Source organism: Pseudomonas sp. ITEM 17296, from assembly GCF_028895205.1.
GTDB classification, from domain to species: domain Bacteria; phylum Pseudomonadota; class Gammaproteobacteria; order Pseudomonadales; family Pseudomonadaceae; genus Aquipseudomonas; species Aquipseudomonas kermanshahensis.
The window spans coordinates 57987-78884 of record NZ_WJRS01000028.1 but is presented as its reverse complement, the minus strand read 5'-3'; the positions used below and the strand labels follow the sequence as shown (position 1 = coordinate 78884).

Annotated in this window: 14 protein-coding genes; 11 read left to right on the top strand and 3 right to left on the bottom strand. The window is 64.3% G+C overall.

Annotated elements, in window-relative coordinates:
- Window positions 1-453 precede the first annotated feature (453 nt).
- From GIB19_RS23755 to qhpG, 4 genes are read left to right on the top strand one after another with little or no spacing between them, the layout of a single operon-like run.
- Window positions 454-2364: a sigma-54-dependent Fis family transcriptional regulator gene (locus GIB19_RS23755; protein WP_274888257.1), complete on the top strand. Its 1911-nt coding sequence runs from the start codon at window positions 454-456 to the stop codon at window positions 2362-2364.
- A 1-nt stretch (window position 2365) separates the two neighbouring features.
- The gene (locus GIB19_RS23750) at window positions 2366-4099 is read left to right on the top strand and encodes an ABC transporter ATP-binding protein (protein WP_274888255.1); all 1734 of its coding nucleotides are present in this window, start codon (window positions 2366-2368) and stop codon (window positions 4097-4099) included.
- Window positions 4089-4766 (top strand): subtilisin-like serine protease QhpE, encoded by a 678-nt coding sequence (qhpE, locus tag GIB19_RS23745; protein WP_274888254.1) that lies wholly within the window; start codon window positions 4089-4091, stop codon window positions 4764-4766. Before GIB19_RS23750 ends, qhpE begins: the two co-directional genes overlap by 11 nt.
- Window positions 4759-6051: a flavin-dependent monooxygenase QhpG gene (gene qhpG, locus GIB19_RS23740; RefSeq protein ID WP_274888252.1), complete on the top strand. Its 1293-nt coding sequence runs from the start codon at window positions 4759-4761 to the stop codon at window positions 6049-6051. Before qhpE ends, qhpG begins: the two co-directional genes overlap by 8 nt.
- A gap of 36 nt (window positions 6052-6087) precedes the next feature.
- Here qhpG and GIB19_RS23735 read toward each other — a convergent pair whose 3' ends face one another.
- Together GIB19_RS23735 and GIB19_RS23730 are read right to left on the bottom strand one after the other, a co-directional pair.
- Complete coding sequence (locus GIB19_RS23735; RefSeq protein ID WP_274888251.1) at window positions 6088-7401, bottom strand: hypothetical protein; 1314 nt, start codon at window positions 7399-7401, stop codon at window positions 6088-6090.
- 135 nt (window positions 7402-7536) lie between these two features.
- Window positions 7537-9030, bottom strand: coding sequence for an aldehyde dehydrogenase family protein (locus GIB19_RS23730; RefSeq protein WP_099454318.1), 1494 nt, complete (start codon window positions 9028-9030; stop codon window positions 7537-7539).
- 495 nt (window positions 9031-9525) lie between these two features.
- On the opposite strand from GIB19_RS23730, the gene peaA reads away from it, so the two are divergent.
- From peaA to GIB19_RS23705, 5 genes are all read left to right on the top strand, one after another.
- The gene (gene peaA, locus GIB19_RS23725) at window positions 9526-11091 is read left to right on the top strand and encodes a quinohemoprotein amine dehydrogenase subunit alpha (RefSeq protein WP_274888248.1); all 1566 of its coding nucleotides are present in this window, start codon (window positions 9526-9528) and stop codon (window positions 11089-11091) included.
- Between the two features lie 47 nt (window positions 11092-11138).
- Entirely contained in the window at window positions 11139-12569 is a 1431-nt protein-coding gene (peaB, locus tag GIB19_RS23720) for a quinohemoprotein amine dehydrogenase maturation protein (protein ID WP_027593452.1), read from the top strand.
- Window position 12570: 1 nt separating this feature from the next.
- Complete coding sequence (gene qhpC, locus GIB19_RS23715) at window positions 12571-12894, top strand: quinohemoprotein amine dehydrogenase subunit gamma (RefSeq protein ID WP_008091708.1); 324 nt, start codon at window positions 12571-12573, stop codon at window positions 12892-12894.
- A 32-nt stretch (window positions 12895-12926) separates the two neighbouring features.
- Complete coding sequence (gene peaD, locus GIB19_RS23710; RefSeq protein ID WP_027593451.1) at window positions 12927-14048, top strand: quinohemoprotein amine dehydrogenase subunit beta; 1122 nt, start codon at window positions 12927-12929, stop codon at window positions 14046-14048.
- 131 nt (window positions 14049-14179) lie between these two features.
- Complete coding sequence (locus tag GIB19_RS23705; RefSeq protein ID WP_274888245.1) at window positions 14180-15853, top strand: fatty acid CoA ligase family protein; 1674 nt, start codon at window positions 14180-14182, stop codon at window positions 15851-15853.
- A gap of 36 nt (window positions 15854-15889) precedes the next feature.
- Here GIB19_RS23705 and uvrA read toward each other — a convergent pair whose 3' ends face one another.
- The gene (gene uvrA / locus GIB19_RS23700) at window positions 15890-18406 is read right to left on the bottom strand and encodes an excinuclease ABC subunit UvrA (protein ID WP_274888244.1); all 2517 of its coding nucleotides are present in this window, start codon (window positions 18404-18406) and stop codon (window positions 15890-15892) included.
- 159 nt (window positions 18407-18565) lie between these two features.
- On the opposite strand from uvrA, the gene GIB19_RS23695 reads away from it, so the two are divergent.
- A complete protein-coding gene (locus tag GIB19_RS23695; RefSeq protein ID WP_342456467.1) occupies window positions 18566-19387 on the top strand; it encodes an RHS repeat-associated core domain-containing protein in 822 nt (273 codons plus the stop codon).
- A gap of 298 nt (window positions 19388-19685) precedes the next feature.
- The gene (locus GIB19_RS23690) at window positions 19686-20861 is read left to right on the top strand and encodes a M20 aminoacylase family protein (protein ID WP_274888243.1); all 1176 of its coding nucleotides are present in this window, start codon (window positions 19686-19688) and stop codon (window positions 20859-20861) included.
- Window positions 20862-20898: the final 37 nt, after the last annotated feature.

Below are 20898 nucleotides of genomic sequence, written 5' to 3'. Positions count from 1 at the left end.
GGTACTGCGTAGCCTTTGAGATCAAGCTATTCGCCGACAGAGGTTTGGCGCCTGTGAGATCGAGCGCCGCCCGCGCGGCGCTTCGCGGGGCAAGCCCGCTCCCACATCTGTTTCAGGCCAGTTACTCCTGTACCTATGGCGCGCGGCCCCTGGGTGCATGGCTGGAGATAGATGAAGGACCGCAGCGCTACCCTCGATATTGGATTGGCAAATACAGCGGACAGAGGTGAGCTCACTGGAGTGACTGGCCCGAAACAGATGTGGGAGCGGGCTTGCCCCGCGAAGCGCCGCGCGGGCGGCGCTCGATCTCTGCCCGCACACAAAACCCAAGCCATGCACTTCCATCCATACCCCAACCCATCAACCAGATGACGCCCAGCCTTTTCTCCCGCACACTGCGAAAAATTCCCAAGCCTGTACCCCGCCACTTGCGGGGCGCAGCCGGAGTAGAAAATGGCGCGACAACTAATAACAAACGCCCAAGACCCGCTACACGAATCCCGCCAGGCCCGGCTCAAGCTGGCCAGCGAAGGCGAGCTGCCACTGGGCATGCTGCGCGATGAAATCGACGCGTCCTGGCGCCGCAGCCTGGGCCATGGCCTGGACTGCCTGCAAGGCGAGCAGGTCGGCCTGGGCCTGGAGCAAGGCCATGACCTGCGCATGCTGTTGGAGCGCAACCGCTTGCTGGTCGATGCCGTCACCCCCGAGCTGGATTACTTGGTCTCGCGCCAGGGCAAGGCGGGCATCATCATCCTCGGTGATGCCCAGGCCAATGTGCTGGCCATCGAAGGCCAAACCCACGTGCTCAGCCGCGAAGGCCTGCGTGACCTGCACCCAGGCAGTTGCTGGAGTGAATCCCTGCGTGGCACCAATGCCATCGGCACGGCCGTGGTAGAAGGGCGGCCGACCTTGATCAACTGTGGCGAACACTACCTCGATCGCCTCAGCCCGTTCTCTTGCACCTCGGTGCCGCTGCGTGACCCGCGGGGCGAGGTGATCGGTGTGCTCGACATCACCCGCGAAGGCGTGATGGCGCAGCCACAGGACAGCCTGTCGACGCTGATGCTGGCGGCCGGCAACATCGAAGGCCGGCTGTTCGGCCTGTGCCACCCCGAGCAACTGGTGCTGGCCTTCCATAGCCGCCCGCAGTACCTCAACAGTGCCTGGCACGGTCTATTGGCATTGAGCCTGGACGGCGAAGTGCTGGCGGCCAACGACAGTGCCTGCCAATTGTTGCAGGTGCCGCGCCAGGACCTCATTGGCCGGCGTAGCAGCGACCTGCTCGGCGAGCGCTCGCCAGCCTTCATCGCCCGGCTGTGGCAGGGCGGTGTCAGCAGTGTGCAGACGGCCAAGGGCGAGTTCTTCTTCCGCGCGTTGCAACTGCCACGTCACGGCCAGCTGAACGGCAGCATGGCGGTGAGCAAGCCGGCGCTGGCCAACACGTCACCCGCGCTCGATGCACTGGCCGGTGGCGACCCACGCCTGGCGCGCAACCTGCGCATGGCCCGCCAGGGCCTGGGCAATGGCCTGCCGGTGTTGCTGCTGGGTGAGACCGGCACCGGCAAGGAAGTTGTCGCCCGGGCCCTGCACCAGGCCAGCCCGCGGGCGGACAAGCCGTTCGTGGCGGTCAACTGCGCGGCCATTCCTGAAGGGCTGATCGAATCCGAACTGTTTGGCTACCGCGAAGGGGCGTTCACCGGCTCACGCCGTGGCGGCATGGTCGGGCGGTTGATGCAGGCCCATGGCGGCACGCTGTTCCTCGACGAGATCGGCGACATGCCGCTGGCCCTGCAGGCCAGGCTGTTGCGGGTGCTGCAAGAGCGCCGCGTGGCGCCGCTGGGCGCGGGTGACGAGCAGGACATCGACGTGGCGCTGATCTGCGCCACCCACCGCGACCTCAAACGCCTGGTGCTTGAACAGCATTTTCGCGAAGACCTCTATTACCGGGTCAATGGCGTCTCGCTGCGCCTGCCGGCCCTGCGCGAGCGTGACGACCTGGCCGGGATCATCCAAGGGCTGCTGGACAAGTCCGGCGCCAAGGGAGTGACCCTGGACCCGGCACTCAGCGCCTTGCTCGAAGGCTTCGACTGGCCAGGCAACATCCGCCAGCTGGAGATGGTCGTGCGCACCGCGCTGGCCATGCGTGAGGACGGTGAGCAGGTGCTGACCCTCGATCACCTCACCGATTGCCTGCTCGATGAACTGGCCAGCGGCACGACGCCGTCCGGCAGCCTCAAGGACAATGAACTGGAGCTGATTCGCAGCGCACTGGGCCGCCACCAGGGCAACGTCTCGGCAGCCGCCGAGGCCCTGGGTATCAGCCGGGCGACGCTGTACCGCAAGCTCAAGCAGTTGCGTGGCTGACATGGGTGGTTTGTTCGCAAGGCTGGTAGAGACCAGCGACCCTGCCCTCATGCGTCAGGCGTTGGCCTGGCTGTATGGTTTCGTCCGCCCCCATCGACGCGCCATCGGTGTGCTGCTGGGCTTGTCCTTGGGCGCGTCGCTGCTGGCCCTGGCGCAACCCTGGCTGGTCAAGACACTGATCGACGAAGGCCTGTTGGCCAAGGACTACCAGACCCTCTGGCACATGGCGGCGATCATGATCGCCGCGGGCCTGCTGGGCACCGTGCTGGCCGGGGTCAACCGTTACCTGCATACGCGATTGTCCGGGCGCATTCTGTTCGCGCTGCGTGATGACCTTTACCGCCACCTGCAACAGTTGTCGCCGACCTTTTACGGGCGGCGGCGCATCGGCGATATCCTTTCGCGGCTGGATGGCGACGTCGCCGAAATCCAGCGCTTTGCCGTGGACTCGCTGTTCTCAGCGGTGTCTGCCGTGATCGGGCTGATGGGGGCGGTGGCCTTGATGCTGATGTTGTCTTGGCAGCTGTCGCTGCTGCTGGCGCTGCTGATCCCGATCGAGGTGCTGTGGTTGCGCTGGATGCGGCGCAAGGTCGAGCGCGAGGTGCGCAGCCTGCGTGAGCGCTCGGCCGATGTGTCGTCGTTTCTGGTCGAGACACTGCCGGCCATGAAGTTCATTCAGGCCGCGGGCCAGCAGGGTCGGGAAGCCGGGCGCCTGGACCAGTTGGGTCAGGGCTACATGAGCCAGTTGCTCAAGGTGCAGGTGACCGAGTTCTTTACCCAGGCGATACCCGGCACGCTGACCTCCTGGTGCCGCGCCTGCGCCTTTTTGGTAGGCGGCTGGTGGGTGATCCAAGGTACCTGGCAACTGGGCGCGCTGATCGCGTTTTCCACCTACATGGGCATGGCAGTCGGGCCGGTGCAAAGCCTGTTGGGCTTGTATGTGGCGGTGCAGCGCATGGCCGTGAGCTTGGGCCGGGTAATGGAGCTTAAGCAAGAAGCCGTTGCCGTGCGCCAGGCGGACACGCCACAGCCGATACCAGACGGGCCAGGTGAATTGCGCCTGGAGGCCTTGCACTTCGCCCATGACGGGCGCCAAGGCGCGGTGCTGAGCGACGTGAATATCTGCGTGCCGGGTGGCCTGAAGGTCGCCATCAACGGCGCCTCTGGGGTCGGCAAGTCGACCTTGATCGATCTGTTGCAACGGTTCTACGACCCGGACGCCGGGCGCATCCTGCTGGATGGCACCGACCTGCGCGAACTCGACCTGGCGGCGCTGCGTCGGCGCATTGCCGTGGTCAGCCAGGACATCGTGCTGTTCCGTGGCACCCTGGCGCAGAACCTTGCCTACGGGGTGCCCGAAGCCAGCCGTGCGGAACTTGAACGGGTGGTGCGCCTGGCGCGCCTGGACAGCCTGGTCGAAAGCCTGCCCTTGGGGCTGGACGGGCTGTTGGGCGAGCGTGGCCAGCAGCTGTCTGGCGGGCAGAAGCAACGTATCGCCATTGCCCGCGCGGTGTTGCAGGCCCCTGCGATCCTGGTGCTGGACGAGGCCACGTCGGCGGTAGACGAAGCGACCGAGCGCGAAGTGATCGCGGCCATCGACCAGCTGTTTGCCGGGCGCACGCGCATTCTTATCAGCCACCGAGCCTCGACCCTCGCCGATGCCGACTTGCATTTGCACCTGCATGATGGGCAACTGAAGGTGTTGCCCCAGGAGGCTATCAAGCATGGGCAATGAGTTGCGTGTCGGGGTCATCGACAGCGGTTGCACGTCGGCCCAAGCACTGGATTTGCTGGGCGCACGACGCTTCTGGCTTGAGGAAGGCCAGCTGCGAGAAGGCGAAGCGTTGCCCGACCAACTAGGCCACGGCAGTGCCGTTGTTGCAGGCCTGCTGCGTGAGTCTGGCCCGGTGCCGCTGTTGCTGGCCCAAGTGTTTTCTGCGCAGGCGAGCACCAGTGCGTTGCAGGTGGCCGCCGCATTGTTATGGCTGGTGGAAGAGGGGGCGACGCTGATCAACCTTAGCCTCGGCCTGCTGCAGGACCGGCCCGTGCTGCACCACGCCTGCGCCGAGGCCCAGGCGGCTGGCGTGCTGCTGTGCGCCTCCAGCCCGGCGCAGGGTGGGGCGGTGTACCCGGCCAGTTACCCGGGCGTGATTCGCATGACCGGCGATGCGCGTTGTGCACCGGGGCAGTGGTCCTGGCTGGGCACTGCACAGGCGGACTTCGGTGGCCATGTCGGCGCCGGTGGCCTGGCAGGGGCAAGCCTGGGTTGTGCTGCGCTGAGCGGGCGCGTTGCAGCGTTACTGCGTGAGCGGCCCTGCATGGGGCGGCAGCAGGTGTTCGACTGGCTGCGCGCCCATGCTGCATTCAGCGGCCCTGAGCGGCGAGGTGCCAAGGATGAGTGAGCCGCACATCGTGGTGCTGGGTGCCGGGCCTGCGGGGGCCGCCACGGCAATCGGCCTGCGCCGCCTGGGCTATCTGGTCACGGTGGTGTCTGACTGGCGCCGCTTTGCTGCCGTGGAAGGCGTTTCGCAGCGGGTGCTGGAAGGTCTGCGCCACGCGGGCCTGGGCGGGGCCCTGAGCGAGGCGGCGATGCCAGCGACACGTCAGGTGCGCTGGAATGGCGAGCACCTGCAGATGAACCAGGAGTTTCTGCTCGACCGGCAACGCTTCGACCGTGCCTTGCGTGCTGACCTTGCACGGGCAGGGGTGACGCTGATCGAAGGGCGCATCCGTGAGGTGGCGCATGCCGAGGGTCATCAGGTGCGCCTGGACGACGGGCAAACGCTGCAGGCCGAATTTCTGGTTGAGGCCCGTGGGCGCCAGGCACCGTTGGCAGCTGACCGCATGCGCGGACCTGAGACGATCAGTTTGCTCAACGTTTGGCATGACGCCCCTGGCGCACCGGCTTCGGCGGTGGAAAGCCTGGATGACGGCTGGGCCTGGATGGCCAGGTTGGCCGATGGGCGCTGTTATTGGCAGATTACCCTCGATGCCCAAGGGGTGCCGACCAAGGCCGCCCTGCCTGAGTACTGCGCCACACGGCGCCGTGACTCGGCGTTAGTGGCCGAATTGTTCGGGGCGCAGGCGATGGAACCTGCACAGGTACATGCCCGTAGCAGTACCGCGATACTGGCCGGCGAATGCGTGGGGGATGACTGGATACGGGTGGGGGATGCTGCGATGGCGGTTGACCCACTATCGGGGAATGGGATTTTCCAGTCGCTGTCGTCGGCGCTGCAGGCGCCTGTGGTGATCAATACCCTGTTGCGACGGCCCGAGCGGGCTGCGCTGGCTCGCCAATTTCATCAACAGCGGGTTGAGCAGTTGTTCATGCGCTTTGCCCGTATTGGGCGGGATTTTTATAGTCAGGAGCAGACACGCGCCGGGCTGCCCTTCTGGGCGCGTCGGCGGGGTTGGCCCGATGCCCAGCCGCTGCATTTGGCGGCCGATTGGCAGTCAGTGCAGGTAGCGCGCAGGCCGGTGTTGCGTGAGGGTTTTGTGGATGAGGCCGAAGTGGTAGTGACGGCGGATCAGCCGTTGGGGGTTTGGCATTTGCAGGGGGTGGAGCTGGCGCCGGTGGTGCGCGCGGTGCTGGCTGGGCAGGCGTTGGATGAGGTCATGAGCAGCCACTCAGAGGTGCAACAGATGATGCTGCGGCGGTGGCTGGCGGAGCAGGGCAGGCCCTGAGACCCAGGGGCCGCACAGCGGCCCCAAGATCCTCAGTCAGAAGAACGTGCCAACCACCAACTGCATATAGGTCCCGGTATCGCGGCTACCCATCTGCGTACCGCCATTCGCCGCACTGCGCTCCGGCTTGTAGAACCCCACCAGCGGGCTGATCAGCAGGTGGTCGTTGACCATCCATTCCACATACAGGTCCAGCTCACGCCCACCCAGGTTGCCCGGGGCGGTGTCGAGTGTGTCGAAGTCGAAGTACAGCGCCCCCACCGTCAGGTTGTCACGCGGCTTGCCTTTGAGCGCGACGTGGTGCACCTGGCTGTTCTTGTTGAAGGGCCCGGCATAGTTGGCGGCCACCTCGCCCTGAAACCAGGTGCCGTAACCGCGGCTCAGGCCATAGAACAGCGGGTCGAAATCTTCCGAAAAACGGCTGTAGCGGTAGGTGGCGGTTGGCGTCCAGGGCAGTTCGGAAAACGTCCAGTTGCCCTCAAGGTACCAAGCGTTCTCGCGCCCGCCTGTGCGGTCTTGGGTGACGTATTCGCCTGCCAGTTCCAGGCCCTTGACCCCCAGGTTACCGCGCCCGCGCAGGCTGACTGTGTCCATGCCGTCGCGGTGCTCCAGGCCCATGATCTGCGCGTAGCGCTGGTCGACGTCGAGGCCGCGGATCCAACTGAGCCCGACTGTGCCAGCGTCGGCGACATGCTCGATGTTGGTCACCGCCATCGACGTGTCGGCCTGGTAATGGTTGTCGGATTTGAGCCACATCAGGTCGCCACGCCAGCCTTGCTTGCCGCCCAGGCGCAGCACGGCGGTGCGGTCGAAGGCTTTGCGTGCGGCCAGATAATAGGCGCCGCCGCGGTCGAAGTTGGCGCCCAGGTCGACCTTGCCCAGGTTGACCGGGTCGCCCTGGATCAGAAAACCATCGCCCAGCGTCACCACCTGACGGCCACCGGAGAGGTCGATGCCATCTTTGCCCAGGGCCGGGAACAGGTTGGCTGAGCGCCAGCCCAGGTACAGGTCTTCGAGGGCGGTGCGGCGTTCGTCGCCGAGGGTCAGGCCTGCAGCGTCGCCATCACCCCAGGTGGCGGAGCTGAGCAGGTTGACGGCGCCATACAGTGCGCCGCTGTCGGCCAGGGCCTGGCTGCCGCTTAGGCCGTATTTGACGTAGCCCTCGCGCCAGTTGCTGCTGCCAGGTTGGCGGTTGCCGGCCTGGTTGTAGCTTTCGTCGCTGTGGAAGACGCCGAACAAGGCTTCGAGGTCGGCGTTGAGGGTGGTGCCGTTTTGGTTGTAGAGCTCGTGGGCTTGGGTGAGGGTTGTGCTGAACAAAAGTGCCAACGTGCAGGCGAGCGTGTGCTTCATGGTGTGCTCCATGTTTTTGTTGTTGTGTTTGGGTTGCCTGTGGCGGCCTTTTCGCAGCACAAGGCTGCTCCTACAGGGACCGCGTGCTTTTGTAGGCGCAGCCTTGTGCTGCGAAGAGGCCGGTAAAGGAAAAGATCAGAGCTTGATCAACACTGACTTCAGCTCGGTGTAATGCTCGATGGCCGCCGCGCCCATCTCGCGGCCGACGCCGGACATCTTGTAACCACCGAACGGCAGCGCCGGGTCGAGTGCGCTGTGGCAGTTGACCCACACCGAGCCCGACTTGATCCGCGGGATCATCCGGTGCACCGCCCCCAGGTCGTTCGACCAGATACTCGCCCCCAGCCCGTAGGGGTTGTCGTTGGCCATGCCAATCACTTCGTCGAGGTCATCGAAGGGCATCGCCACCAGCACCGGCCCGAAGATTTCTTCCTGCACCAGGCGATGACGCTGGTCGACATCGACGATCACCGTTGGCTTGACGAAGTAACCCGGCCCGAAACCTTCGCCGCCGCAGGCAATGGTCGCGCCCAGCTCGCGGCCGAGTTCGATGTAGCCGGTGACCCGGTCCTGCTGCTTGGCCGAGATCAACGGGCCCATCTGTACCGAAGGGTCCAGCCCGCTGCCCAGCTTCATGCCATTGGCGATACCGGCGATGTCGGCGATCACGTTGTCGAAGTGCTTGCGGTGCACATACAGCCGGGAGCCTGCGCAGCACACCTGGCCCTGGTTGAAGAAGATAGCCGTGGCAGCGCCGGCAGCGGCTTCCTGCAGGTTGGCGTCGGGCATGACGATGGTCGGCGATTTGCCGCCCAGTTCCAGGGTGACGCGGGTCATGTTGTCCATGGCCGCTTTGCCGATCAGCTTGCCGACCTCGGTAGAGCCGGTGAAGGTCAGCTTGTCGACGCCGGGGTGGCGGCTCAGGGCTGCGCCGGCATTCAGGCCGGTGCCGGTGATCACGTTGAACACGCCTGCCGGGTAGCCGGCTTCCTCGATCAGCTCGGCCAGTTTCAGTGCGGTCAGAGGGGTTTCGTCGGCCGGTTTGAGCACCACGGTGCAGCCCGTGGCCAAGGCTGGGCCCAGCTTCCAGCAGGCCAGCAGCAGCGGGAAGTTCCAGGCGACGATGGCACCTACCACGCCTACCGCCTCGCGGCGGACAAAGCCGTGGAACTGGTCGTTGGGCATCAAAGGCATCGAGGCTTCGACGGTGCTACCCTCGATCTTGGTGGCCCAGCCGGCCATGTAGCGCAGGAAGTCGATGGCCAGTTGCACGTCCATGACCTTGGCCACTGCGGCGCTCTTGCCGTTGTTCAGGCACTCAAGCTCCGCCAACTGTTGCGCGTCACGCTCCATCAGGTCGGCCAGGCGCCACAGCATGTTCTGCCGCTCACGCGGGCGCAGGCGGCTCCAGGGCGAGTCGTCGAAGGCCTGGCGCGCGGCCCGCACGGCGCGGTCGACATCGTCGGCGTCGGCGGCGGGTACTTCGCCCAGCACCTCGCCGGTGGCCGGGTTGCGGAACGACAGGGTGCGACCGCTGGCGGCGTCCTGCCAGTCGGCGCCGATGCGCATTTTCAGTTTGCGTTCGAGGAAGGCGCGGGTGGCGGGCAGGATGGGCAGTTCGGAAAGCATGGGGCGGTGCCTCTTGTCATTGGGTGTGCCGGGCACAGGCGCAATGGGCGTGCCAACCTGAGCAGATGGGGTTAAAGCGCTGTAGTTATTGGGTTTTTCCTGGGTGCAAGGTTGTGATTGCGGGCGTGCGCTGTTGCACATTGAGACGGTGTGAGACGGTGGTGAAACAGTGGCTATACCGGCCTCTTCGCGGGGCAAGCCCGCTCCCACAGGGATAGAGCCGAATTCAGGCGCTGGCAGTTTCGGTGGGAGCGGGCTTGCCCCGCGAATGGCCTGCAGAGCAGGCCCTGTCTCAGGATGAAACACACTGTCGCGAAATGGCACGCTTCGGCTCTACCCCGGCGTGCCTGCGCAACCACGCGAAACCTACTAAGAGGCTGAAATACAACAACTTTCCAGCATGTGGCACAGTTTCTGTATCACGACTGTCACATGCACACCTGCTGTACCAAAGCGTGCGAGAACGATAAGAACAACAACCGTGGAGGTCTGACCTTGAAGACGACTCGACTCCGCCGGCATGCGGGCAAACTGGCGCTGGTCGCCGCCGCGCTGCTGAGCACCCAGGCCATGGCGGCCGAGCAGGGCCCTAACCTGTTGCAAACCAAGTGCATGGGGTGCCATATCCCCGAAGGCAACGACACCTACAGCCGTATCAGCCATCAGCGCAAAACGCCGGAAGGCTGGCTGATGAGCATCGCCCGCATGCAGGTCATGCACGGCCTGCAGATCAGCGACGATGACCGGCGCACCCTGGTCAAGTACCTGGCCGACAAGCAGGGGCTGGCGCCCAGCGAGACCGATGGCGTGCGCTACGCCATGGAGCGGCGGCTTAACACCGTCGAACACTTCGACCAACAGCTCAGCGAAACCTGTGGCCGTTGCCACTCCGGTGCCCGCGTTGCCCTGCAGCGTCGCCCGGCCCAGGAATGGGAACACCTGGTCAACTTCCACCTCGGCCAATGGCCGTCTCTCGAATACCAGGCCCAGGCGCGTGACCGCGACTGGCTTGAAATCGCCCTCAAGCAAATGGTGCCGGACCTGGCCAAGCGCTTCCCGCTCGACAGCCCGGCCTGGGCCGAATGGCAACAGGCCCGGCCCAAGGCCGATGCCTTGCCAGGGCAGTGGGCGTTCAGCGGTCACATGCTGGCCAAAGGCGATGTCCGTGGGGTGATGACGGTCAGTGCAGGGGAGGCTGACACCTTCAAGGTCGAGGTCAAAGGCAGCTACGCCGACGGCACGCCGTTCAATGGCAGCGGCTCGGCGATCCTCTACAACGGCTATGAATGGCGCGGCAACGTGAAGGTGGGCGACAGCAACCTGCGCCAGGTATTCGCGGCGCTGGATGGCGAAATGAAAGGCCGCATGTTCGAGGCCGATCACGACGAGCGCGGCCTGGACTTCAGTGCAGTAAAAGACGGCAAGGCACGCCTGCTGGCAGTGCAGCCAGCATTCATCAAGGTGGGCAGCGAAAGCGAGATCACCCTGGTCGGCAGCGGCCTGACGGGCAAGCCGGAACTGGGCGCAGGTGTTGAAGTGACAGAAGTGCTGGAGGCCACGCCGACCCTGGTGCGGGTCAAGGCGCGCGCGGCGGCAGACGCCAAGTCAGGCCAGCGAGACGTTGCAGTGGGCGCACTCAAGGGCGTCAACCTGGCGGTTTACGACAAGGTCGACGAGGTCAAGGTGGTGCCGGCGTTCTCCATTGCCCGCATCGGTGAAAACGGCGCGTCCGTGCCGAAGGTGCAGGGGCGCTTCGAAGCCGAAGCCTGGGGCAAAGACGCCAGCGGCCAGCCGCTGCGCATCGGTTACCTGCCCGCCCAATGGAAGGTCGAGCCGTTCAACGAGCGTGCCGTCGAGGACGAGGACGTCAAGTTCGCCGGGCAGATGCAGGCCGACGGCGTCTTCGTACCCGGCGGTGCGGGGCCTAACCCGGCACGCAAGATGATGACCAACAACGCTGGCAACCTGAAAGTCATCGCCACCCTGGCTGACGGCGGCCAGACCGGCGAGGGCCACATGATCGTCACCGTCCAACGCTGGAACAACCCGCCCTTGCCATAAGGCAGGTGTGAACGCGTTTTCCAACGGATCGATTATCGGAGGTCGCCATGGGCGCACTATTGAACCTGGTCGAACGCAACCTGCACGAAGTGCAGGTGGATGCCGACCGCATGCTGTTCCACATCCCTAGCAGTTCGCTGTTCGCCACCGACGCGGTGACCGGCGGCATCATCGACACCCTGCGCCAGCAAGGCTGCTCCGCCGAGGAGCTGATGCAGCGCCTCGGTCAGCAGTTTGCCGGCGCCGACATCCAGGACACCCTGCGCGAGCTGATCGCCCTGGAAGTGGTCAGCGACGGCTCACCACTGACGCCGGAAATCGCCCTCAAGCAAGTCGAGCGCACGGCCTTGAACACGGTGGTGCTCAACGTCAACACCGGCTGCAACCTCAGCTGCACCTATTGCTACAAGGAAGACCTGGACAAACCCTCTGCCGGCAAGAAGATGAGCACTGCTACCGCCGAGGCCTCGGTGGAGATGCTGCTCAAGGAGTCCCCTGACGAGCAACGCTACAGCGTGGTGTTCTTCGGCGGCGAGCCGTTGTCCAACCGGCCTTTGATCGAGCACATGGTCGCTTACTGCGAGCGGCGTTTCGCCGAGGCCGGCAAGCAGGTGGAGTTCATCATGACCACCAACGCCACCTTGCTCACCGAAGAGATCATCGACTGGCTCAACGCCCACCGTTTCGGGTTGTCGATCAGCATCGACGGGCCGAAGACCGTGCACGACCGCAACCGCATCACCGTGGGCGGGCAGGGCACCTATGACGTGGTGCGGCGCAAGGCCGAGATGCTGCTGTCACGCTACACCAGCCGCCCGGTGGGGGCGCGGGTCACCCTGACCCGTGGCATCACCGATGTCGAGACCATCTGGAATCACCTGTTCAACGAGATGGGCTTTGCCGAAGTCGGCTTCGCCCCGGTGACCTCGGGCGACCTGTCGGCATTCAACCTCACCAGCGACGAACTGGTGCAGGTGTTCGCCAACATGAAGGCCCTGGGCCGTCGCTACCTGGAAGCCGCGCTGGAGCACCGCAACATCGGCTTTTCCAACCTGCACCAACTGATCACCGACATCCACGAGGGCCACAAGAAGGCCCTGCCGTGCGGCGCCGGGCTGAAAATGCTGGCGGTAGACCATGAAGGTGAATTGAACCTGTGCCACCGCTTCACCGGCTCCAGCCTGCCGACGTTCGGCAACGTGCACCAAGGGGTGAAACAGGCCCAGCTCAATGACTTCCTGTCGCAACGCCTGGACCGCAGCAACACCGGCTGCGAGAGCTGCCGTATTCGCAACCTGTGCTCCGGAGGCTGCTACCACGAGAGCTATGCCCGCTACGGCGACCCGCAGCACCCGACCTACCACTACTGCGAGCTGATGCGCGACTGGGTCGACTTCGGCATCGAGGTCTACAGCCGCATCATGGCCGCCAACCCGGCCTTCATCGACCGCTACATCACCCCGCGGAAGGCGCACTGACATGAAGCACTTGAAGCCCCTGAACAACAAGGCGCGCATCCTCGAACAGGCCGCTGCCGAAGACCGTGTCGAAGAAGTCATGGCGATGAGCGCGGTGGCAGGCTGTACCGCCACCACCGACCCGGGTTGGGAAGTGGACGCCTTTGGTGGCGTGAGCTCGCTGTGCCAGCCCATGGAAGCCGACCTTTACGGCTGTTCCGACCCTTGCTGGTGGCCAGCGCAGGTGCCAGACATGATGAGCACCTACCAGGACTGGAACGCCCAGGCGACCAACTCCCAGGACGACTGGCGCAACCTCGGCACCGTGTTCCCGAAAGACAAGTGACCGGCCCAACAAGAATGACAAGGGGAAACCGCATGAAACCTGGACTCTGCGCGCAGCTCGCGCTCACCGTCGCCGCCACGGCCAGCGCCTGGGCGGTACAGGCTGACGACACCGGGCCGGCCTTGAAGGCTGGTCATGAATACCTGATCGTGACCAACTACCCGAACAACCTGCATGTGGTGGATGTGGCCAGCGATGCGCTGTACAAGAGCTGCCGCATGCCCGATGCGTTCGGCCCCGGCACCGCGATGATGGCACCGGACAACCGTACCGCCTACATCCTCAACAACCACTACGCCGACATCTACGGCATCGACCTGGACACCTGCAAGACCACCTTCCACGCCAACTTGTCCAGCGTGCCTGGGGAAGTCGGCAAGTCGATGTATTCGTTTGCCATCAGCCCTGATGGCAAAGAGGTGTATGCCACCGTCAACCCGACCCAGCGCCTGAACGATCACTATGTGGTCAAGCCGCCGCGCCTGGAGGTGTTCCGCACGGCCGATGGCCTTGATGCGAAACCTGCGCGTACCTTCCCGATGCCGCGCCAGGTGTACCTGATGCGCGCCGCCGACGACGGCAGCTTGTTCGTGGCGGGCCCGGACATCTACAAGATGGACGTGCAAACCGGCAAGTACGAGGTGGCATTGCCGCTGCGCACCTGGAACCGGCCCGGCTACAGCGCCCCGGATGTGTTGTATTTCTGGCCGCATCAGAGCCCTCGGCACGAGTTCTCGATGCTCTACACCATTGCCAAGTTCAAGGACGAAAAGCAGGACCCGAATACTGCCGAACTGCTCTACGGTTACCTGAGTGTCGACCTGAAAACCGGCAAGACCCACACCCAGGAATTCGCCGACCTGACCGAGCTTTACTTCACCGGGTTGCGCTCGCCGAAGGACCCGAACCAGATCTACGGCGTGCTCAACCGCCTGGCGCGGTATGACATCAAGGAACGCAAGCTGATCAAGGCGGCTAACCTTGAACACACCTACTACTGCGTGACCTTCGACAAGAAGGGCGACAAGCTGTACCTGGGCGGCACCTTCAATGACCTGGCGGTGTTCGACCCCGAAACGCTGCAGAAGGTGAAGAACATCAAGCTGCCGGGTGGGGACATGTCGACCACTACGCCGCAGGTGTTCATCCGCTAGATACAAGGTGGACTTACCGGCCTCTTCGCAGCACAAGGCTGCTCCTACAGGCCACCGCGTTCCATTGTAGGAGCAGCCTTGTGCTGCGAAGAGGCCGGTTCAAACAACACAAGAACAACAAGAGAACGCCCATGCCCCAGCCAAGCTATTCCCAGGGCAACCAGGACAAACCCCTGCTGACCCACTGCATCGGCGACGCCTTCGACACCACCGTGGCCCGCTTTCACGACCGCGAAGCCCTGGTGGTCCGCCACCAGGCCTTGCGCTACACCTGGCGGCAACTGGCCGAGGCGGTCGACCAGCACGCGCGCGCCCTCATGGCATTGGGCGTGCAAGCCGGCGACCGCCTGGGCATCTGGGCGCCCAACTGTGCCGAGTGGTGCATCACCCAGTTCGCCAGCGCCAAAGTCGGTGCGATCCTGGTCAACATCAACCCAGCCTACCGCGCAAGCGAGCTGGACTACGCCCTGGGCCAGGCGGGTTGCCGCTGGGTGATCTGCGCCGATGCCTTCAAAACCTCCGACTACCATGCCATGCTGCTGGGCCTGATCCCGGGCCTTGCCGAGGGCCACCCGGGCGCGCTGGCCTGTGAGCGGTTCCCCGAGTTGCGCGGGGTCGTGAGCCTGGCCGCTTCACCGCCGCCGGGCTTTCTCGCCTGGCATGCCCTGCAGGCCCGCGCCGACGCCATCAGCGCTGAAGCGTTGGCCACCCGCCAGGGGCAACTGCACTGTGACGACCCGATCAACATCCAGTACACCTCCGGCACCACCGGCTTTCCCAAGGGTGCCACGCTGAGCCACAGCAACATCCTCAACAACGGCTACATGGTGGGCGAAAGCCTGGGCTTGACCGAGCACGATCGGCTGGTGGTACCGGTGCCGCTGTACCACTGTTTCGGCATGGTCATGGCCAACCTGGGTTGCATGACTCACGGCAGCACGTTGATTTACCCCAACGACGCCTTCGACCCACTCGCCACGTTGCGCGCAGTGGCCGAGGAAAAGGCCACCGCGCTGTACGGCGTGCCCACCATGTTCATCGCCGAACTGGACCACCCGCAACGCAGTGCCTTCGACCTGTCGAGCCTGCGCACCGGCATCATGGCCGGCGCGACCTGCCCGATCGAAGTGATGCGACGGGTCATCGACGAGATGCACATGGCCGAGGTGCAGATTGCGTATGGCATGACTGAAACCAGCCCGGTGTCCTTGCAGACCGGTGCCAATGACGACCTGGAGCGCCGCGTGACCAGCGTCGGCCGCACCCAGCCACGGTTGGAGAACAAAGTCATCGATGCCGATGGCCGCACAGTGCCGCGTGGTGAAATCGGCGAACTGTGCACCCACGGCTACAGCGTCATGCTGGGGTACTGGAACAACCCCAAGGCCACGGCCGAGAGCATCGATGCCGAGGGCTGGATGCACACCGGTGACCTGGCGGTAATGGACGAGCAGGGTTATGTGCGCATCGTCGGGCGCAGCAAGGACATGATCATTCGGGGCGGCGAGAACATCTACCCACGTGAGCTGGAAGAGTTCTTCTTCACCCATCCAGCGGTGGCCGATGTGCAGGTGATTGGTGTGCCCTGCAGCAAGTATGGCGAGGAGATCGTCGCCTGGGTGCGCTTGCACCCGGGGCATGCAGCCACCGAAGACGAGCTGCGTGACTGGGCGCGGGCGCGGATTGCGCACTTCAAGGTGCCGCGCTATTTCCGCTTCGTCGATGAGTTCCCGATGACGGTGACCGGCAAGGTGCAGAAGTTTCGCATGCGCGAGATCAGCATTGCGGAACTGTCGGCGGGCTAATGGCATGAGCACCGGCGAGGCCGGAGCCCAGCACCGCTACAACGCCTTGGCCAGGAAGCTGGCGGTACGGCTTTCAACGCACCCGGCGACGGCCTGCGGTGTGCCACTGGTCACGACCTTGCCCCCCGCATCCCCAGCCCCAGGCCCGATATCGATCACCCAGTCGCTTTGCGCCACCACGCGCATGTCATGTTCGACCACCACCACGCTGTGCCCGGCATCCACCAGACGGTTGAGTTGCACCAACAACCGGTCGATATCCTGGGGATGCAGCCCGTTAGTGGGTTCATCCAGTACATACAACGTCGCCCCGCGCGCCGTGCGCTGCAACTCGGTGGCCAGCTTGATGCGTTGCGCTTCACCGCCAGACAGCTCCGTAGCCGGTTGGCCCAGGCGCAGGTAACCCAGGCCGATATCCTGCAGCACTTGCAGGCTGCGCCTTACTGACGGCTGTTCGGCGAACACCGCCAGGGCGTGTTCAACGGTCAGTTGCAGCACCTGGGCGATGTTCATCCCTTGCCAGGTCACCGCCAGTGTCTCGGGGTTGTAGCGGGCACCGTGGCAGGTCGGGCAGAGCGCGTAGACACTGGGCATGAACAACAGCTCGACGCTGACAAACCCTTCGCCCTCGCAGGTTGCACAACGGCCCTTGGCGACGTTGAAGGAGAAACGCCCGGCATCGAAGCCTTGCGCCTTGGCGTGGTCGGTGGCAGCAAACAGTTTGCGCACGGCGTCGAACAGGCCGGTGTAGGTGGCCAGGTTGGAGCGGGGGGTACGGCCGATGGGTTTCTGATCGACCTGCACCAGGCGCTTGATGCTGCCCAGCCCTGCCTTTACCCGGCCGCTGCTGGTTTGTTCGGGGTCGTCCTCCAGGCTCTGTTCTTCACGCTCGGCAGGCTGTTCGGCATGGCCCAGGTGCGCGCCGACCAGCTCCAGCAGCGCCTGGCTGACCAGGCTGGATTTGCCCGAACCGGAAATACCCGTCACGGCGGTGAAGCACCCCAACGGGAACTGAGCGCTGAGGTTGTCGAGGTTGTTACGGGTGATGCCTTCCAGCGCTAGCCAATCCTGCGCCTGGCGTGGTGTGCGAACGGCCTGGGCGTGCTCGCCGAACAGGTAGGCGCGTGTGCACGATTGCTCGACCCGGGCGAGCCCCTCGGGCGGGCCGCTGTAAAGGATGGTGCCGCCGTGTTCACCGGCGGCAGGGCCAACATCCACCAGCCAGTCGGCGCGGCGCATGGTGTCGAGGTCGTGCTCCACCACATAGACCGAGTTGCCAGCCTGTTTCAGGCGCTGCAAGGCTTCGAACAAGGCCTCGCTGTCGGCAGGATGCAAGCCGGCCGAAGGCTCGTCGAGCACATAGATCACGCCGAACAGTTGTGAGTTGAGCTGGGTGGCCAGGCGCAGCCGTTGCAGCTCGCCTGAGGACAGGCTTGGGGTACTGCGCTCCAGGGCCAGGTAGCCCAGCCCGAGGTCGAGCAGGGTGTCGATGCGCGCCAGCAACTCATGGGCGATACGCTGGGCGGCCAGGCGTTTTTCCAGGGTCAGGTCGTCCTGTTGCTGTTCCAGGTAGGCCGGCGCCGCCACCGTGCGGAACACCTCGGCCAGCGCCTGCAACGAGAGGTGCGACAGCTCGGCGATGTCCAGGCCTGCGAAGGTCACGCTCAGCGCTTCGCGCTTGAGGCGTTTGCCCGCGCACAGCGGGCAGGGGCTTGGGCGCATGAACTGCGACACGCGCTTGCGCATCTGCGCGCTTTGCGAGTGCATGAAGGTGTGCAGTACGTAGCGCCGGGCGCCGCTGAACGTGCCCTGGTAGCTGGGCTCCTGCTTGCGCTTGAGGGCGGCGCGGGTTTGCGCCGGGGTCAGGCCGGCGTACACCGGGGCGGTGGGGGTTTCTTCGGTGAACAAGATCCAGTCGCGCTGCGCTTGTGGCAAGTCGCGCCAGGGAATATCGACGTCATAGCCCAGGCTTACCAGGATGTCGCGCAGGTTCTGGCCCTGCCAGGCCATGGGCCAGGCAGCCACCGCGCGCTCGCGGATGGTCAGTGAAGTGTCCGGGACCAGGGTTGCCTCGGTCACTTCATAGACGCGGCCCAGGCCGTGGCATTCGGGGCAGGCGCCCTGGGGGGTGTTGGGCGAGAAGTCTTCGGCATACAGCATCGCGTGCCCGGCCGGGTAATGGCCGGCGCGCGAGTAAAGCATGCGGATCGAGCTGGACAGCGTCGTCACGCTGCCCACTGAGGACCGCGCGCTGGGCGTGCCGCGTTGCTGTTGCAGGGCCACCGCTGGCGGCAGGCCTTCGATGGCGTCCACATCGGGCACGCCAACCTGGTCGATCAGGCGCCGGGCATAGGGCGCGACGGATTCGAAGTAGCGGCGCTGGGCTTCGGCATACAGGGTGGAGAAGGCCAGCGAAGACTTGCCAGAGCCCGATACGCCGGTGAACACCACCAGCGCGTCGCGGGGGATATCGACATCGATGTTCTTGAGGTTGTGCTCGCGGGCGCCACGGACGCGGACGAAACCGTTTGGGGTGGTTTGGCTTGGAGGCATGACGCAGTCCTAGGCTGTGGCTGAACGGTGCGCCAAAGGTACCAGTAACAGCAAAGACAGTGCCCGGGAAATGATTCCCTTCAGTAGTTCTGCGAGTTATGTACGCCAATTCATATGAATAGCCTGGCCCTCTAAACACAGGTTGAGCAGGCTCGAAACATGCAAACAACGTCACTATTACCCAATGATAAGCAACCCTCGCTCCAGATGTTCAGGGTCCCCCCATTGCGGGCTTATGCGCCCTATGGTTATCACGTGGGCAGTGTCGGCCCACGCTTAGCGTTTGTTGGAGAACCGAATGCGCTACTGCCAAAGGGTTATCTGATTGGCAACGGCAAGCGTGCCTATGGTACAGGGCTGATGCGCTTTTACAGCCCGGATGCTTTTAGCCCTTTCGGCCGAGGTGGGCTCAATGCCTATGCGTACTGCTTGGGGGATCCTATCAACAATGTGGACCGTGACGGCCATTCCGCTACGCGCATACTCGGCCAGGGGACAGGCTTGGTATGGGGAACTGTGGGTATGTTGTCTGCGTTGAATAAAGCCTCGAAAACTATCGTCAGAAGATCGGTTGCCAAGGCCCAAGGGAGGCCTGTGCCACCGGAATACGATGCATTGAGCCGCACTAACAATGCATTGATATTCAATGGAGGGTTGGTGAGTACGTTGACAAAAGTCCCTGGCGTTGCGATGGCCTATGCATTTCCAATGGGTTCGATAGCGAGTGAGGCATCCACGCTAGTCGGCATAGGGGCTGCATCCGTGGCAGGTGTGGGCAAGTTGAGACAGTTGCACACCGATTTAAAGTCGACGATTCAAGAGGCCACGGCGAACAGGCTCCCACTGCCTGAGCTGTTCTGGGAGTCACTGAAAGAAGCTGCAGGCTGGAATCGCATGCGTGGTCAAGAGTCGGCGATCCTTAGCCCCAGGCCAGAGGAGGTCCTGTTGGTAAAAGTTAAAGTAGCGAGGAGTGGCGTTTAGGTACGTCGCCCGCGCGCCTATACCACAGGAATAATTGGCCCGAAACTGATGTAGGAGCAGCCTTGTGCTGCGAAGCGCCGCGCGGGCGGCGCTCGATCTCCCAAACATTGAATATCTCAACCCGTACCCCTGGCGGCCCATGCAATCCCCCATGCCCAGTTCCACCCTGTGGAACCACATTCGATTGTGCTCCCCCCATCACTCGCGTTTATCTGTCAGCCAACACGACCTGCCTTCCCCGTCGTGATCTCAACGCGAACAACAAGAACGGGAACATACCCGCGCAAGGAGATTCCGCATGTCCCGACATCAACACATCCTGGCCTGGCTCAATGACGTGGCCAGCGACCTGCACGCCATCCGTCACGACATCCATGCACACCCGGAACTGGGTTTTGAAGAAAGCCGCACCTCGGCGCTGGTCGCTCGGCTGCTGCAAGCGTGGGGCTACGAGGTTCACACCGGTGTCGGCAAGACCGGCGTGGTGGGGGTGCTGCGCAACGGCAGCAGCCCACGCAAGCTGGGGCTTCGCGCCGACATGGACGCGCTGCCGATCCATGAGGCCACCGGCGCGGCCTACAGCAGCCGGCACCAAGGCTGCATGCACGCCTGCGGCCATGACGGCCACACCACCATGCTGCTGGGCGCTGCGCGTTACCTGGCGGCGACCCGGCAGTTCGATGGCACGCTGACGCTGATCTTCCAACCAGCCGAAGAGGGCCAGGGCGGCGCCGAGGCGATGCTCGCCGACGGCTTGCTGGAGCGCTTCCCCTGTGATGCCCTGTTCGGCATGCACAACATGCCGGGGCTGCCGGCAGGGCACCTGGGCTTTCGCGAGGGACCGATGATGGCCTCGCAGGATTTGCTCAGCGTAACCCTTGAAGGCGTAGGCGGGCATGGCTCGATGCCGCACCTGACCGTCGACCCGCTGGTGGCAGCGGCCAGTGTGGTGATGGCGTTGCAGACGGTGGTGGCGCGCAATATCGACGCCCAGGAAGCCGCGGTGGTCACGGTGGGGGCACTGCAGGCGGGCGAGGCGGCCAACGTGATTCCGCAGCAGGCGGTGCTGCGCCTCAGCCTGCGGGCGCTGAATGCCGAAGTGCGGGCGCAGACCCTGGCGCGGGTGCGCGCGATCATCGTTAGCCAAGCCGAGAGTTTTGGCTGCAGCGCCAGCATCGAACACCGGCCGGCGTACCCGGTACTGGTCAACCATGCCGCAGAGAACGCCTTCGCTCAACAAGTGGGCGAGGAACTGCTCGGTGCCGACGCGGTGGACGGCAACACCCGCAAATTGATGGGCAGCGAGGATTTCGCCTGGATGCTGCAACGGTGCCCCGGCGCCTACCTGTTCATCGGCAATGGCCTGTCGCGGCCGATGGTGCACAACCCGGCCTATGATTTCAACGACGACATCCTGCTGACCGGCGCCGCTTATTGGGGCGCGCTTGCCGAGCGCTGGCTCGAACCCGCCTGACCTTTCTTTGACGACTGCCGCTGGAACCTGGGCGCGG